At 50.3% G+C, this 16,074-nt stretch carries 9 protein-coding genes; 4 read left to right on the forward strand and 5 right to left on the reverse strand.

Annotated features, from left to right (window positions below):
- Window positions 1-55: 55 nt before the first annotated feature.
- A complete protein-coding gene (gene phoA / locus IE064_RS10425; RefSeq protein ID WP_189617766.1) occupies window positions 56-1,456 on the reverse strand; it encodes an alkaline phosphatase in 1,401 nt (466 codons plus the stop codon).
- Window positions 1,457-1,658: 202 nt separating this feature from the next.
- On the opposite strand from phoA, the gene IE064_RS10430 reads away from it, so the two are divergent.
- Complete coding sequence (locus tag IE064_RS10430; RefSeq protein ID WP_189617767.1) at window positions 1,659-2,126, forward strand: hypothetical protein; 468 nt, start codon at window positions 1,659-1,661, stop codon at window positions 2,124-2,126.
- A 171-nt stretch (window positions 2,127-2,297) separates the two neighbouring features.
- Here IE064_RS10430 and IE064_RS10435 read toward each other — a convergent pair whose 3' ends face one another.
- On the reverse strand, window positions 2,298-3,185 hold the full coding sequence (locus IE064_RS10435) for a LysR family transcriptional regulator (RefSeq protein ID WP_189617768.1): 888 nt from the start codon (window positions 3,183-3,185) through the stop codon (window positions 2,298-2,300).
- 99 nt (window positions 3,186-3,284) lie between these two features.
- Between IE064_RS10435 and IE064_RS10440 the strand changes: the two genes are divergently transcribed.
- The gene (locus tag IE064_RS10440) at window positions 3,285-4,823 is read left to right on the forward strand and encodes a carboxylesterase/lipase family protein (RefSeq protein ID WP_189617769.1); all 1,539 of its coding nucleotides are present in this window, start codon (window positions 3,285-3,287) and stop codon (window positions 4,821-4,823) included.
- A gap of 267 nt (window positions 4,824-5,090) precedes the next feature.
- On the opposite strand, the gene IE064_RS10445 is transcribed toward IE064_RS10440, so the two are convergent.
- The 3 genes from IE064_RS10445 to IE064_RS10455 are packed head-to-tail and all read right to left on the reverse strand — an operon-like array spanning window position 5,091 to window position 9,398.
- Window positions 5,091-6,200 (reverse strand): lipocalin-like domain-containing protein, encoded by a 1,110-nt coding sequence (locus IE064_RS10445; RefSeq protein WP_189617770.1) that lies wholly within the window; start codon window positions 6,198-6,200, stop codon window positions 5,091-5,093.
- Window positions 6,197-8,725: an ABC transporter permease gene (locus IE064_RS10450; RefSeq protein ID WP_189617771.1), complete on the reverse strand. Its 2,529-nt coding sequence runs from the start codon at window positions 8,723-8,725 to the stop codon at window positions 6,197-6,199. Before IE064_RS10450 ends, IE064_RS10445 begins: the two co-directional genes overlap by 4 nt.
- Complete coding sequence (locus IE064_RS10455) at window positions 8,718-9,398, reverse strand: ABC transporter ATP-binding protein (RefSeq protein WP_189617772.1); 681 nt, start codon at window positions 9,396-9,398, stop codon at window positions 8,718-8,720. The genes IE064_RS10450 and IE064_RS10455 overlap by 8 nt, the downstream gene beginning before the upstream one ends.
- A 313-nt stretch (window positions 9,399-9,711) precedes the next feature.
- On the opposite strand from IE064_RS10455, the gene IE064_RS10460 reads away from it, so the two are divergent.
- Together IE064_RS10460 and IE064_RS10465 are read left to right on the forward strand one after the other, a co-directional pair.
- Window positions 9,712-14,958 carry a PAS domain S-box protein gene (locus IE064_RS10460; protein WP_189617773.1) on the forward strand — a complete coding sequence of 1,749 codons (5,247 nt, stop codon included), beginning with the start codon at window positions 9,712-9,714 and terminating at the stop codon, window positions 14,956-14,958.
- Between the two features lie 62 nt (window positions 14,959-15,020).
- Window positions 15,021-16,055 carry a response regulator gene (locus IE064_RS10465; RefSeq protein WP_189617774.1) on the forward strand — a complete coding sequence of 345 codons (1,035 nt, stop codon included), beginning with the start codon at window positions 15,021-15,023 and terminating at the stop codon, window positions 16,053-16,055.
- The last annotated feature ends 19 nt before the right edge of the window (window positions 16,056-16,074 follow it).

Consider the following 16,074-nt stretch of genomic DNA (forward strand, 5'->3'; position numbering starts at 1 on the left):
TTATCGCGGGCAAAAACGGGGTCTGTGACCCCGTTGCTGTATGCTAAAGCGATGATTACGGTCTGAGTCCCAATGCCCTGGCAATGGTGAAATGCAAGTCAGTTTGATCGGTCAGCCCGCTGACGTTGGCCGCTTGTGGCCCATAGGCGGCAATGCGCAGTTGGGTGCCGGTGTGGCCCATCGTCTTTTCTTCTGAATTCCCATAACTGACACTCATCACTGCGCCATCTTTGGTGAGTAAAGCTTCGGTAAGACCAGGAGCCTTGGCATCCGGGTAGATGATTTGTGACGAATGTGCATGGTCGGCTGTTACAATCACCAACGTATGACCATCGGCTTTGGCAAACGCCAGTGCCTGTTGTACCGCTTCGTCCAGATCAACTGTTTCACCGATTTGCCCACATGGATTGGCGGCATGATCCTGTTTATCAATAGAGGCACCTTCCACTTGCAGCAAGAACCCTTTGGGGTTTACTCGCAGCAGTTCAATGGCTTTTTGCGTCATCTGCGCCAACGTGGGGATTTGCGGGGTGCGCTGTGGATTCGCTTTGCAGGTTACAGGTGGTTGCTCAATATTTCCGTGATACGAGGCTTTCGGCCCTTGCCAACGTACCGGCATGTTGCCTGGGCTGAAGAGCCCCAGCAGCGGGTGCTGCTGATTGGCTTGGGTCACCTGTTGTAACGCATTGAGGTTCTCGACCAGCGTAAAACCGCGGGCATTTGCCTGTTGCAGCAGCGTTTTGCCCTGCCAGTCACCGCTGGTGGCTTGCTCATCAAAGCTAGTGCGACCACCGCCAAGCGTGACATCTGGTCGCGTATTTAGCAGTTGTTCGGTGATAGAGCCCAGACCACCATTGGCTGCCAATGCTTCTGGACATTTTTCAGCGGTCTCTTGTGGACCATAACATTTGCGATAGGAGATGTGCGCATACTGGGCTGCTGGTGTGGCATCTTGGATTTCCGCCGTCGACACATCTCCGGTTGCCAACCCGGCCATTTTGGCGAGTTCCAGTAAAGTGACCTTGGTTTCGCCTGTTACATCAACGCTCAGTGCGCCGTTGTAAGTTTTAGTGCCGGTACTCCAGGCACTGGCGGAGGCGGCAGAGTCTGTCACATAGTTGGGTTTATGTGTCTTACGATCAAGCGAGTAGTGGGTGTACTGACCGGTGATTGGCAGCGCATCAATGCCTTTGAAAAAACCACCAGCACCTTCTGCATAATTACGGGCGATGGTGATTTCAGAATCGCCCATGCCATCGCCAATCAACAAGATGACATTTTTTACCTTGCCGTCACTGAGCGATGCCTTAAGGTTGGCAGTAATATCCTGATGCAAACGGCGAGCGCCACCGGTTTGGGTTAAATCACCGCTAGCGGTACGATTCAACCAGTCTGAGTTGTCGGCCGCAGCAGCCAGCATCGGCAGTAATAATGCCGTTAACAGAGGGTATTTCACTGAGTTCACCTTTATCAAATGGATGTTGCTAACGGGCGATGGTAGGCAAGATTTATGACAAGCAGGTTACCGGCGATGGTTGCGCACCGTATTTCCCCGGTAATAAAAATTCTGGTTGATATCGAAATCCTTGACGGTTGTGTTATTGTCAGCAACGGTAAGCTATTGCCGTAACTGGCAAAAGAATAAGGATTTCACTGCCATGACGTTCTCTATCCCATCGCTATTATCGTCATTATCCAGTGCTGGTAACGCCATCAAATCCATCACCGATTGGTGGAAAAAGTCCCGTGGTGATACCCGTGCGTTACTGGGTGAACTCAAAGACAATCTGATATATCTGGAGATGGTGGGCCGCGATGGGGTGCCTCTGGCAGCGGTGATCGACAAACTGTCGCTAAAGGAATTCCAGCGGCTGGCAAAAGAGGGCTTCGATTTTAATCAGCTGAAAAGAGAGATTATTATTGCGGATCCCTCGCTGACCGGCACCGACTTACAATACTGGGCCGGCAAAGATACTGCCGCATTGCTTGAATCAATTTGCACTAAAATCAATGAACTAAAATTACGTTATCCGCTACAAAAGGACGATGGACGGCAGCGTTGGGGCGTACGGGTCAACAATATCCGCAAGAAAATCTGGCTGCTGTTAAAACATACCCGTGACTGAGCAAGGCAGCTACGCCAACGCAGTGGAAATTTATTATGGGCGAGGAATGAAGTCTCTTCTTGTTGGGGATTAATGTTTCATACACTCAGGCAGATATCAGCGATATCATTGCCACTAATTACAAACCAGATTTTAGTAATGCTACAGTGTGTCTAAGAAATCGGTGTTGATTCAATTTAACTTCAAATCCGTTTCAATAAAATCAAGCAACACACGATGTTGTCTAGGTTGGTAATTACGAGAGGCATACAGCGCCCAAATTCCGATTAGATTGACTTCATATTTGGGAAGGATGATCTCCAGTATGCCGTCATTAATGTAATTTTTAACAAAGGGGAGTGGTAAACAAGCAATCCCCCTTCCTGCTAGTACGGTATTGAGCAAAATGGAACTGTCATTCACAGAATAATTACTATCAACTTCAACTTGAAATGATTGTTCCATAGTTTTATCGACCATGTTCCAAACATGTCCAAGTTTCTTATGTATCAGGCAGTTATGTTTCTGTAATTCTGCAATCGACTGTGGTGAACCATGTTTTGCAAGATAATCGGGGGTCGCACATATTACTGATGAACAATTACCCAACTTTTTCCCTATTAGGTGTTCTGGTAACTGATTATTTAGTTCTATAGCAATATCAACTTTTTCTTTCACCAAATCAATCAAGTTATCTGATAGGCGTAGATCAACGGAAATCTTTGGAAACTCCGCCATAAAACGTTCAATCGCACCGGCCAAATACAGTTGCCCGAAAGAAATACTCGTAGCGATCGATATCGTGCCTTCCATTTCTGATTGCTGAATCCGAGCCATATGGTACAGCTTTTCTTCCTGTTCAAGGATACTTCGACAGCATGGTAACAGCTCTAGACCTGCGTTTGTGATACCTAAATTTCTGGTTGTTCTATGCAATAATCTAGTTTGCAATGATTCTTCCAGAGCCATAATGTGTCGCGTTGCCATTGAGCGAGATATCTCTAATGCCTTAGCTGCAGAGGCAAGGCTTCCTAACTCAACGACGTAAACAAATACTTTTATAGAAATAAGTCGATCCATTTTATGTCCGATTTACGCAACAATGTGTCTATTGATAGCATATATAGATATTGGACAATTTGTTATGATTGTGTCGCTTTATATCCAGAGGTCGCACAAATGAAAAAGACTATAATACTGGCAATGTCATTGGTATTTTTGGGGGCATCTATCGCTCAAGTGCAAGCCGAAACGACGACGATTACGATTCATCAGGGAGAGATGAAAGGAAGGGTTGTGAATAACATTGCCACCTTTTTTGGTGTCCCTTACGCTCACAATCCTTTTACGCCGGAACTCAGATTTAAAGCGCCAAAGCCCTATGAAAATTGGCGAGGTGTGTTGGATGCAACAACCTTGAAGCCGCCTGTACCTCAACCGGGCAGAGGAAAAACGGTTGAGCTAGTCGGAGCTCCTAGTGAGCTGACATTAAACATATGGGCTCCCAATGATGCATTAAAATCGAATAAAAAATTGCCTGTGATGGTGTGGCTACCCGGAGGCGCATTTATTCGCGAAGATGCTGGCGAGCAGGTTTATGACGGTACCAGTTTTGCCAAGAGTGGTACGATTGTCGTCACGGTCAATTATCGCGTTGGCGTTGATGGATTTATGCATCTTGATGGTGCACCTGATAATCGCGGCATTATGGATCAGATTGTTGCTCTCCAATGGGTACAAAAGAATATCGCTGATTTTGGTGGCAATCCACACAAAGTCACTCTATTTGGTCAATCGGCAGGGGCTGAAAGTGTCGCGATTCTTTTAGGAACAGATAAAACCAAAGGATTGTTTCAAAAGGCGATTATGCAAAGCCCGCCGATGCAGTATGTTACTCAAGAGCAAGCACAACGCATTGCTAACACTTTTGCTGAAAAGCTTGGTATTAAAGCAACCATTCATGATGTCTCTCAGGTGCCGTTTGAAAAACTGGTATCTGCGGTTATCGACATGGGAGATAGCTTAAAAAACAGATCACAATGGGGCATGCTGTCTTGGGGCGGCACCGCTTTTTTACCAGTTGTTGATGGCAATATTATCAAAGCATCACCAATGAAGGATCTGGCCAAGTTTGCCGACCCATCTATCGCGGTTATTGTCGGAAGTACCGATCAAGAAGCTCGGTTGTATAATGTCCCAGGAGGGGCAATTGACCGTATTTCTGCTGCGCAACGGACACAGTTACTTGCGGATTTGTCTTTGCAGGGTAACCCTCTGAAAGTATATGCGCCCGCAAAAAGCAAAAAGTCCATTGGAGACAGTTTTGTCGATATTCAGTCTGATTACACGTTCCGCATGCCAGCGCTGCATATTGCCAAAAACTTGGTCAAAAACGGAAACAGGGTCTGGCACTATAACTTTTCTTGGCACTCCCCAGCTTTTGGCGGCAAGTTAGGCGCGGCGCATTTCGTTGATGTTCCCTTTACTTTTAATACTATCGCCAGTGATGAGGCGAAAAGTTTTGTTGGCAAGCAGCCTCCTCAGCAACTCGCTCAAGTGATGCATCAAAACTGGGTTAGATTTGCTAAAACTGGAACGGTCTCTTGGTCAGAATATGAGTTAACACACCGAGCGACAATGAAATTTGATACGGAATCAGCTCAAGTTGATGACCCCGAGCATGATGTACGAATGCTATGGAAAGATTATCCATTCTAGAATAATGATAGGTTTAAATGTATTAGTTCAGACTAGATCTGAACTAATACAGATTAAGTCCTCGCCAAGCCGTGCAGGTAAATATAATCCATTGAAAAAATTTAAAAATCTATTTTTACTTTTCAGCTTATGACTTATTCGCACACTCTCTCAATCGTTAAAGTTGCTAACTCGGAATGGCTCAATAATGAGTCTAGCCCAATGTTACTATCACCCGCGCGAATGTACCGAAAGCCGCCGTCCAATATAATTGGCGCGGCGGCTGAATCAGTAGCCGGTAAGTTCCAAGTAGCCGACGCCTTGCTGGCTACCGCTGATACTGATGGGGCCTTCCCAATACGCCACCGACAACGGCATGACCGCGTTGCGGTTGAGTGGGGTAATATCAAGCTGCAGTTGTTCGGTTGGCAGTGACAGCTGCCAGCTTACCGGGTAACGGCCACTTGCGGTCTGCTGCCAGTCAGTGGGGCGCATGTGAATATCCTTAGCACTCAGTGAGTGACTGCGGCCATCAGGGAACATCCGTTTGCCGCTATAAAAGGGTTTATCGTTTGTGTCACTTCCTCTTAGCTGGAACAGCATCAGGCATGAGCCATCGTTAAGATGCAGCGCAAACCAGTCCCAGCCCTGCTGTTGCCGACTGAGAAATTCAGAACTCCATTCCCGATCTAACCAGGCAACACCACTTACATGTTGACTGTGTCCCTGATGTTGTACTTCACCGTCCACCTGAATAAACGGCTGGCTGTAATAGTAGGATGCCACCTTGCCATCGGCACTTTTGCGGCTATAGCCATTATCGCCCTGTAAAATTAATGGCGCGTCGGCTGAAAGCCGCAGTTTATAAGCAAATTGCCTGTCTGTTACCGTGAGGGTGGCTGGCAGCAGTCCGTGATTAGGGTTATTGGGGGCCGTCTGTGTCTGCCATTGCCAGTCATCCAGTTGTACCAACAACGGCGGCCCCGAAACCTGTGCTGGGGCTTGATCAGTTTGCATGCCTCGCCCCCAACGTTCGGCGGTAAAATGCTGTGCCTTAAACGTTAGCGCGGCATGGGCCATATACAATTGATTACCGGCCCAAGGCGATGGATTTTCAGGCGCATCTGCCGACAGCGCAATGCGGAACTGAGTCCATTGCAGTCCCAGCTGGGTGCCGTCATCAGTGTGCAGATTGGCGGTGAGATACCACCATTCCTGACGAAACTTTGGGTGCGCCAAGTGATCGGTTGGAAAGGTAAGCGCCTTACCCGGCAATACCTGAGCGAAGCCGTTCTCAGCGCGGCCTAAAAGCTGCCCCATCGAGGTGGTTTTTGCTGCTGGGCTACAGCCGGTCAATAACAGCAGCGGTAACAGCCATAACCTTGGGTGTAGCTTCATAGGACCTCCTGCTGCAGCGCCGACACCATTGAACGGCGGCTTTGCCAGTAGAGCGGCAAGATAACGGCCAGCAGGCAACAGCCCAATGACAGACCGACCACCCGCCAGTAAGCCAACCAGTCCCAATGCTGCATGATGGTCCAGCCAAACGCCTGCAAGGTCACCTTATGGATTAATAGATAGCCAAGAACGGCACCTAACGGCAGTGCCAATAGGCAAGTGATTAGCACTGCTAACAGGATTTGCCCGAGTAGCATCAGCCACAGCTGCTGCTGCGGGACACCGAGACTGCGTAAGATTGCCAGTGGCGCTTGTCTTGATTGGGTCAGCATTAATACGGCACTGAATAACCCCACGGCAGCCACCAGCAGTGTCAGGCTGTTCAGTACGAGGGTGATGCTAAAGGTTTTATTAAATACCTTGAGGGCTTGGGTGCGGATTTTCTGCTGGCTGTAGATCTGTGCCGGGTTCAGTCCTAACGCTTGAGCAATTTGCTGACCAAGGTTATCGATGGCCGCTTGTCCCCCCGTAATGCCGCCCAGCGCCAGACTGTAAGGCGGCACTGGCAGTGATAGTTGCTGCCATAAGTGCTGTGCAATCAGCGCTTCGCCCTTGGGATTACCATAATCGAAATACACGCCTGCTATGACGGTGTTGTGAGGATGTTGGCAACGACTGTCTTGGCACAGCCGGAGGTTATCCCCAACGTGCACCGCCAATTTCAGCGCCAACGGCTCGCTGATAAAAATGCCATTCCCTGCTAATACCTGTTGCACCGCTTGGTGTTGTTTGGTCTGCCCGTCAGGCTGTTTAAACACAGTGGTTTCGGCAATGGATGTTTCATCGCGGCTTAGCAGATTAACTGCCTGCACCGTATCACCGTTTGCCACATAATACGGTGACTGCCACTGGTAGTAACGCGGCAGCTCAGGCGCATTGGCATCAAGATATTGCTGTAATGCGCTCATTTCGCCGCTACCTGGCCGAATATACAGGTCGGCATGCAATCGAGTATTCAGCCAGTTGCGCAACGTTTGATCAAAACTGCCCACCAACGTATTCATGGCAATATTGGCACATAGCGCCAGTAGTAACGCCATCATTGCCAGCGCCAGTGGCGCGGTCAGCTCTCGGGTTTCCGCAATCGCATAACGTGGCAGACCTGCGGGGGCTAATGGCGTCAACAAACTGAGACTGGTTTGCAATATCTGTGGTAGCAGCAGTGGCATGGCAACCGTAAGCAGCCCCATCAATGCTAGGCTCTGCGCATGTTCACGGCTGAATGGATACAGTACGGCAGTCAGCAATAGCAACATAACGCCCGCTATAAACAGACGCTGATGAATGCGCCGATGCAGTTGCTGTTGTGCAAAACGTTGAGTGCCTTGGGCAATGCTACGCTGACACAGTTGCCAGTAAAGCGGTACGCAGGCCAATAAGGCTGCAATCAATGTTAGTCCTGCACCTTGCGTCAGCCAGGACCATTGCCAGTTGCCGGGTAACAGGGTGGCACCGTAAAGCTGTTCCAGGGTCACCGCTACCATGGGTTGCAACCAGTGGCTGAGCTGCAATGCTAACAAAAAGCCCATAAATGAGCCGATGCCAACCAGTAATAACAGCTCCAGTAACAGTGACAGCATCAATGCCCGACGACTAAGCCCCTGTTGCAGCAGTTGTAACATCAACCGTTGGCGCTTCATCAGGCTGTAGCGCACGCCGTTATAAGCAATGAACAGCCCCACTAAAAACGCCAACATCCCCATAGCATTCAGATTTAGGTGAAAACTGTGGGTAAGGTCGGTCAGCGCTTTGCCCTGATCTTGTTCAGTGATCTGCAATCCGGCCAGCGGTAGTTCGCTTTGGGCCAACTGCTGCTTTAATTGGGCAGCATCACCAAACAGGGCGATATAACTTAAACGCCCGGAAAGCTGCAGCAGCGGTTGCGCGACTGAAATATCCAGATATAAGCGATTTCCCAAATTTACGCTGTCGGGGAGTGACTCTACCTGCAATAACAGTCCCCCAAGGGAAAGTTGCGCTGGGGCATTATCGGTAAAGCCCATTGCTCGATACTGGCTGCGACTGACCAGTATTAAGGGGTGGCCGCTGAGCAATGCCGCCAGCGGTAGTTCAGCATCAATTGCTGGCCTTTGGTGTTGAAAACTACGTAAAGCCGCGACGATATCACTGCCATCAATCTGCCATTTACGGCCCTCTGTGTCCTCCATGGTGCCGCTGACCACGGGTAATGCAGTCATTCCGTGGCGTTTCAAGGCAAAGTACAGCGATTCGTCCAGCGTGGCGTCGCGTCCGCTGGCACTGATAAATAGGCTCGCCTGTTGCGCCAGTGCTTCACCGGCATGCTGATAACTGTTGATGGCATTATTGTTGGTCGCTTTAACCCCTATCAGCAGGGTTACCGCCAGCACGATCCCCAGCAGAATAGCACCCGCCTGTAGCGGTGCCTGACGATAGTGTGCCAGATAGACCCGTAACGCTCGCCAGCCAAGGTGCCAATCATTCATGGACTTTCCCCTGCTGCAGATGCCAGCGCCGTTGCATGTGGGCGGCGGCACCATCACTGTGGGTTACCATCAATATAGCGCTGCCGGCATCGGCGGCGAGCTTGCACAACAGTTGCATCACTTCTTCGGCGGCGTCAGCATCCAGGTTCCCTGTGGGTTCATCCGCCAGCAGCAGCGCCGGGCGATGCGCCAGCGCCCGAGCAATAGCAACCCGTTGTTGCTGACCGCCGGATAACTGTTCTACTGGGCGCCGTGCCAGTTCACTGATGGCCAGTTTTTGTAATAGATAATCACACCAGTCGTTCCATTTTTGCCCAAGCAGTGACAACGGAAACAGCACATTGTCTCGCACGTTCAGGGGCGTCAGCAGATTGAATTGCTGAAATATCACCCCCAAATGCTGACGACGAAAACGGCTCCACTGCGGATCATGCCACTGGCGACAATCGGCGCCTTGTAATAATAATTGACCACTATCGGGATATTCAAAGCCGCCAATGATGTTGAGCAGCGTACTTTTACCACTGCCGCTGGGGCCGGTGAGGGCTACCGTCTCGGCTCGGTGGATCAGCAGCTCCAGGCTGTCAAGCACCAGATGGTACTGATCACCATCGTTAAATCCCTTGCGGATCTGTGAAAGTTGCACCAGCGGCGCTGGCTGGGAATCTGGCATTTTCTTTCCTTGTCACTGCAACCGTGGATGCAGCACTCTCGGTAGCGAGTTTATCTGCTGTTGCTGAAAACCCTTCTGTTCGAATGGCGCTTTAGGGTAGGTTTACTCAATGTTCGTTATCTTGGCTAATATAAGAAAACGCTTTTTTGTCATTGAGTTATTAAGTTTATTAGCTGTTAAGTCGCTTGCGCAAGGGCTGACCTAGTGATTAAATAAATTCAGTTTGTCGCAGATGCGATGTGCCGTCTGTTGCTATTCATAAAAACACATCATCCCGCGGTAATGCGACCCAGCCAGGACAGGGAATTGCCATATGCCTGAGTTAGCCACCTTTCAAACCTTTCGTCACCGTATTATTTCCAATCTGGCGTTGCCACTTATTGTGATGATGACGCTGTTATGTGGCATCGCTGGCTGGATAAATTATCAGGAAAAACAGCAAGCCTATTTTGCAGAGCTCCGGACTACTGCCCACAATGCTGCCCAAAAATTGCAGTTTTCCTTAAAGCTAGCGCAGTCCGATACCCAGACGCTGGCATCCAGTCTCGATAATTTTGATGATAAAGACCGTGCATTTCCGCCAAATTATCTCTATGCCATGTTGACAGAGCGGTTGGAGCGGTATCAGCAGTTTTATGGCTCTGCCATTGCGTTTCGTCAGGGCTTTTTTGGCGATGGCAAACGGTTTGCGCCTTATGCCTACCGCCGCGACAACAGTATTGTCACCATGGATATTGGTATGGAGGCCTATGACTACACCGATGGCAACTGGGCGTGGTGGAGCGAGGCGCTGAAGCATCCCAAAGGCGTATGGACCGCCCCTTACTTTGACACCGGGGCTGGCAATACGCTGATGATTACCTTTTCACAGCCCTTTGGCAGTGAGGCTAACTGGTTTGGCGTGGTTACGACGGATTTGGCGTTATCATCCTTACCTGAGCGTCTTGGCGTTGCGGCAGATCAGTTATTGGTTGTGGACGACAACAGTATGTTGATCTACCGCCCTGGTGCCAGTCTTACGGAACAGATATCTCTGAAAGACTGGCTGAGCCCAAACAGCAATACCGACCTAAAAGCACTGACAAGCGCACAGAGTCATGAAGTACAACTGACTGACAAAGATAATGTTGTTTATCTTGCCAGTATTGTGTCGGTTGAACCCCTGGGATGGCATGTGGTGGTGCTGACACCGGAACAGCATCTATTAACCGCCGTGCTGGGGGATTCCGCCTACCTGACATTTGTTTTGTTGGGGGTGATCCTGCTGCTACTGATAAACAGCGTGTATACCGCCAGACGACTGACCCAACCATTGGAGAATTTGGCACAGGGCATTGAAGCTTTCAGTCAAGGAAAGTTGCTGCGATTGGCACCGCCTACACCCAAAACCGTGTTGGAGGTTGCTAGCCTTAGCAGAAAATTCAATGAGCTCGCCGACGCGCTGCAACAGCGAGAACAGGCATTGCTGGATTCCCGCGGCAACCGATTTGCCAGTCTTATTGATGGCATGAGTGACAAGTCGTTTTACTGTTCAATGGCACCTGATGGCCAATTAGTGCATGTGAGCGATGGGGTGGAAAAGGTGCTGGGCATCAACCCCGATACGCTCAAGCGGAAATACCAACGTTTGTTTTCCAGCAGTGCTATCAATGAGCAGAACTGGCATTACATGGAGCTGGCGTTGCAGGGGCAAACGGTACCGCCACATCAGGTGGAAATGCAGTCTGCCAGCGGACAATTGCGGCGCTTGGACGTATTTATGCAGCCTTTCATCGATGAACACGGGTTGGTTGTGTCAGTGGAGATGCTGTTCAACGATGTCACCGAACAGTTTTCGGCGGCAGCCTGGTCTAAAGCAGTGTTGGAAGCGGCGCCAGAGGCCATGCTTATCGTCGATGAAGACAGCCATATTATTTATAGCAACAGTCGCTGCCAGGAGCTGTTTGGATACAGTGCCGCTGAAATGTTGCAACTGGCGGTGGAAAACCTCATCCCCGAGCAATTTCGAGAAGCGCACCAACGCTTCAGTAAAAACTTTGTTGTGGGCGACAGTAACCGCACTATGGGCAGTGAACACACCTTCCCGGCGTTACGGGCAGACGGTAAGACATTTCCGGCACAAGTTGCTTTGAGTCATCTGCCATTAGCCATGGATGGGAAGCATCAAACGGCCGCATCTATTCGTGATATGACTGAGCAACTGGCGGTGGAGAAAAAAATTCGCGACAGCGAAAGCCGTTTCCGTGGGCTGGTATCCAATGTTCCCGGTGCGATTTATCGGATCCGTATTGAGGACGATTGGGTCCTCGAATATATCAGTGATCATATTGCCGATATCAGTGGCTATCCGGCGGCGACCTTTATTGAAAACGAGCGTCGTGCCTATCGCACCATTATTCTCGACGAGGACATGCCTAAGCGCGCCGATGCCATCAATGCCGCCTTGGTTGAGCAACGTCCGATTGATGTGGAATATCGGATCCGTCACCGAGATGGCAGTATTCGCTGGATCCACGAGAAAGCTAAAGCGGCTTACGACGACCAAGGCGAAGCGAAATGGTTTGATGGCAGTCTCAACGACATCACCGACAGCAAACTGGCTCAGGAGCGACTGCGCCAATCACAGGAACAGCTGGAAACCATTACCGAATCGGTGCCCAGCACGGTATATCAGTTGCTGTGGCGTGATGGTCAAACCAGCCGCTTTACCTTCTTGTCTACAGCGGCGGTGATAACGCTCGGGTTGCCTCGGCAGGAAGTGATGGACAACTTTAATATCGCTGCCGAGCGTATTCCAGACGAGGAACGCCGCGAGTTACTGGAATTGCTAAGTGGCAGTCGCGGTTTGCAATGGAGCGCCACCTTCCGTTATCAGTATCCGTCCGGTGGCGTGCGCTGGTTAGAAGCCGGGGCCAGAGGTTTGGCGCAACCCGAAGGTATTCTGTGGAACGGTTATCTGATGGATATCAGTGATCGTAAACAGATGGAACGCGAGATGGCGCAGCGCGAAGCGCATTTCCGGGCGCTGTTTGATAACGCGGCCATCGGTATCGTCAATCTCGATGAACAGGGCATGATTGTTGATTGTAATGACTGTTTCTGCCATTACATGGCCAGCACTCCAGAAGTGCTAAAACGTAAACTCATCGGGGATTTGCTGCTACCGGAACAGCGGCAGGAGGCAATCGCGGCATTCGAGTCGCTGGTCAATGGGCAGCAGCAGAGCATCGCAGTTGAGTGGCGATTGCTGGATGCCAACGGTAACACTATGTGGGCGGCGGTTAATGCCACCTTGTTGCAAAAACAACTGAATGGCAATAATTCGGTGGTGCTGGCAGTGGCTAATATCACTAACTTGAAACAGCTGTCAGAAGAGCTACTTACTGCCAAAGATGCCGCAGATGCTGCCAGCCGTGCCAAGAGTGATTTTCTGGCAAACATGTCGCATGAGATCCGCACCCCAATGAACGCCATTATCGGCATGTCACAACTGTGTCTGCAGACCACGCTGGACAGTAAGCAGCGTGACTATGTTGAGAAAATTGAGCGGGCGTCACAGTCGCTCCTGGGGATCATTAACGACATTCTCGATTTCTCCAAGATAGAAGCCGGGAAACTGCAAATGGAATCGGTGCCGTTCCAATTGGATACTATTCTCGAAGATCTGGCCGATATGTTTGCAGTGCGGGCGCTAGATAAACAATTGGAATTGCTGTTTTCAGTCGCGCCTAATGTGCCCACACAGTTGGAGGGCGACCCGTTACGACTGAATCAGATCCTGATAAATCTCATCGGCAACGCCATCAAATTCACCGAACAGGGCGAAGTGGAACTGTCAATCAATCAGTTGCAGCAGCAAGACGATGAAGTAGTGCTGCGTTTTGCTGTGCGTGATACCGGGATAGGGTTGACCCGTGAACAGCAACAGAAACTGTTCCGCTCTTTCAGTCAGGCCGACAGCTCCACGACCCGTAAATATGGCGGAACTGGCCTCGGACTGGCGATAAGTCGGCAGTTGGTGGAATTGATGGGCGGCGAAATTGGGGTCGAGAGCCTGTATGGCAACGGTAGCACCTTCTTTTTTACCGCGAGACTGAAAGTTGCTGATAACTGCAGTATTAAAGTGGCGCAGGAGCTAGAAGGGATGCAACTGCTGGTGGTGGATGATAACGCTACCGCCCGCGATATTATGCGTACCACGCTAGAAAGCATGGGATTTCATGTCGACACTGCACGTAGCGGGGCGGAAGCCTTAAAGAAATTTTCCGAGAAACGCTATGGCCTAGCGCTGGTGGATTGGAAAATGCCGGGAATGGATGGCATTGAAACCTCGCAGCAGCTGAGCAAGCTGGATAACAGTACGTTGATCATTATGATTTCGGCTCATGCTAGCAGTGATTTCATCGGCCAATTGTCTAGTTATGGCATCAGTGGTTATGTGGCGAAACCAGTGAGCGCCTCGAGGTTGCTGGACAGCATCATGCTGGCATTGGGCAAGGGCGGCAGTTTGCCAGTGAAGCGTCGCCCCAGCACTCTTGATAGCCAATTATTACAGCAATTGCGTGGTAAACGGGTATTGCTGGTTGAAGATAATGAAATGAATCAAGAAGTTGCCAGCGAGTTTCTGGCACAGGTCGGGATAGTCTTGACCTTGGCAGAAAACGGTCAGCAAGCGTTGCAGCAATTACAGCAACAGCCCTTTGATTTGGTACTGATGGATTGTCAAATGCCCGTTATGGATGGCTATCAGGCAACCCGTGAACTGCGAAAAATTGATGGGTTACAGCAGCTTCCTGTGGTAGCCATGACCGCCAACGCCATGGCTGGTGACCGGGAAAAATGCTTGGCCGCAGGCATGAATGACCATATCTCCAAACCCATCGAAGTGAATTTGCTGTACAACGTACTGTTGCAGTATCTCGGCGATGGTTCGCCGTCAGGTGTTTCCGTGTCGGCTGGCGAAACCGTAGTGATTGCTTGGCCGGAACATCCCTTGTTGGATGTTGATCGTGGTCTACAGTTGGTCCAGAACTCGGAACGACTCTATCGTCGAATCTTTGAACGTTTCAGTCAGGGGCAGGCACAGGTCGTTGATAAAATTCGTAAAGCGCTAGCGCATGATGACCAAGAAACGGCCGTGCGTTTGGCTCATACCCTTAAAGGCGTTGCCGGTAATCTGGTCTGCGAGCCGCTAGTTGCGCTGGCACGTACCCTGGAAGCGCAACTGCAGCAGCAACAGGATTGTGAGGAGACACTACAACAGACTCAGGTGCTGGTAGATGAACTGGTTGAAGCTATCGGACGTTGGCAGCAGCTCGCCAGCACTACCGACTCGGATGCAGCAGAACTACTCGCACCAGAGGTGTTAAAACAGGAATTACAACAGTTGCTATTGCTGCTGGAAGATGCCGACGCTGCCGCTGTTCCGCAGTTGCAAAAACTTCGGGGACGAGTGGAAACGCAACTTTGGCAACAGTTACAGCAAGTCAACACTATGGTGGCTAATTATCGTTTTGACGAGGCGCAGACGCTGGTGCAGTCGTTGTTACAGCAACTGTAGGACTATACTTTGAACCTGAGTTTTGCCGGTGAGCCCGACAAGCGCATAAGGGAGATATTGAAATGGAACAGGCAAGCATCTTAGTGGTGGATGACACGCCGGAAAACATCGATATTCTGGTGGGAATACTCGGCAGCGAATACAAGCTCAGAGTTGCCATCGATGGCCCTAAAGCGCTGACTGTGGCCAAACGTAATCCCCCAGATCTTATTTTGCTGGATGTGATGATGCCAGGTATGAACGGCTATGAAGTGTGCAGCGAATTGAAAAAAGATCCGCTCACCGCCCATATTCCAGTGATTTTTGTGACGGCACTATCGGAAGCTGCCGACGAGACCCAGGGGTTTAAGCTTGGTGCCGTGGATTACATCACTAAGCCAGTCAGCGCACCGATTGTGCAGGCGCGAGTGAAAAATCATCTGGCACTCTATGATCAAAAACGTTTACTGGAACAGCAAGTGCGGGAACGTACCCATGAGTTGCGTGAAACCCGGCTGGAGATTATCCGCCGTTTAGGCCGTGCAGCCGAGTACAAGGATAACGAAACCGGCTTACATGTAATTCGCATGAGCAATTATGCCCGGTTATTGGCCGTGCAGTTAGGGTTGCCGGAACGGTTTTGTGAACTGGTTTACAATGCTGCGCCCATGCATGACATTGGTAAAATCGGCATCCCTGATGCGGTGCTACGTAAACCGGGAAAGCTGGATGCAGAGGAGTGGGCGCTGATGCAGCGGCACGCTGAATTTGGCGCGGAAATTATTGGTGAACACCCAGATCCCTTACTGCAACTGTCGCGCAGTATCGCGCTGACGCATCACGAAAAATGGGACGGCAGTGGTTATCCTAAGGGACTGGCGGGCGAGGCTATCCCTATCGAAGGCCGGATTGTGGCTGTGGCGGATGTATTTGATGCACTGACATCGGTTCGACCTTACAAACAGGCATGGAGCACTGCCGACGCTATGGCCTATATTGAAGAGCAGGCAGGCAAACATTTCGATCCTGAGCTGGTGCGTCAGTTTCTGCAGATTTTGCCGCAGATCAACGACGTCCGTGAGCAATATCCAGAGACGGCTTTGCATAGCGAAGGTTGATACAGAGTGGTTCTTGCAA

It is taken from the genome of Shewanella fodinae (assembly GCF_014651955.1).
GTDB lineage: Bacteria > Pseudomonadota > Gammaproteobacteria > Enterobacterales > Shewanellaceae > Shewanella > Shewanella fodinae.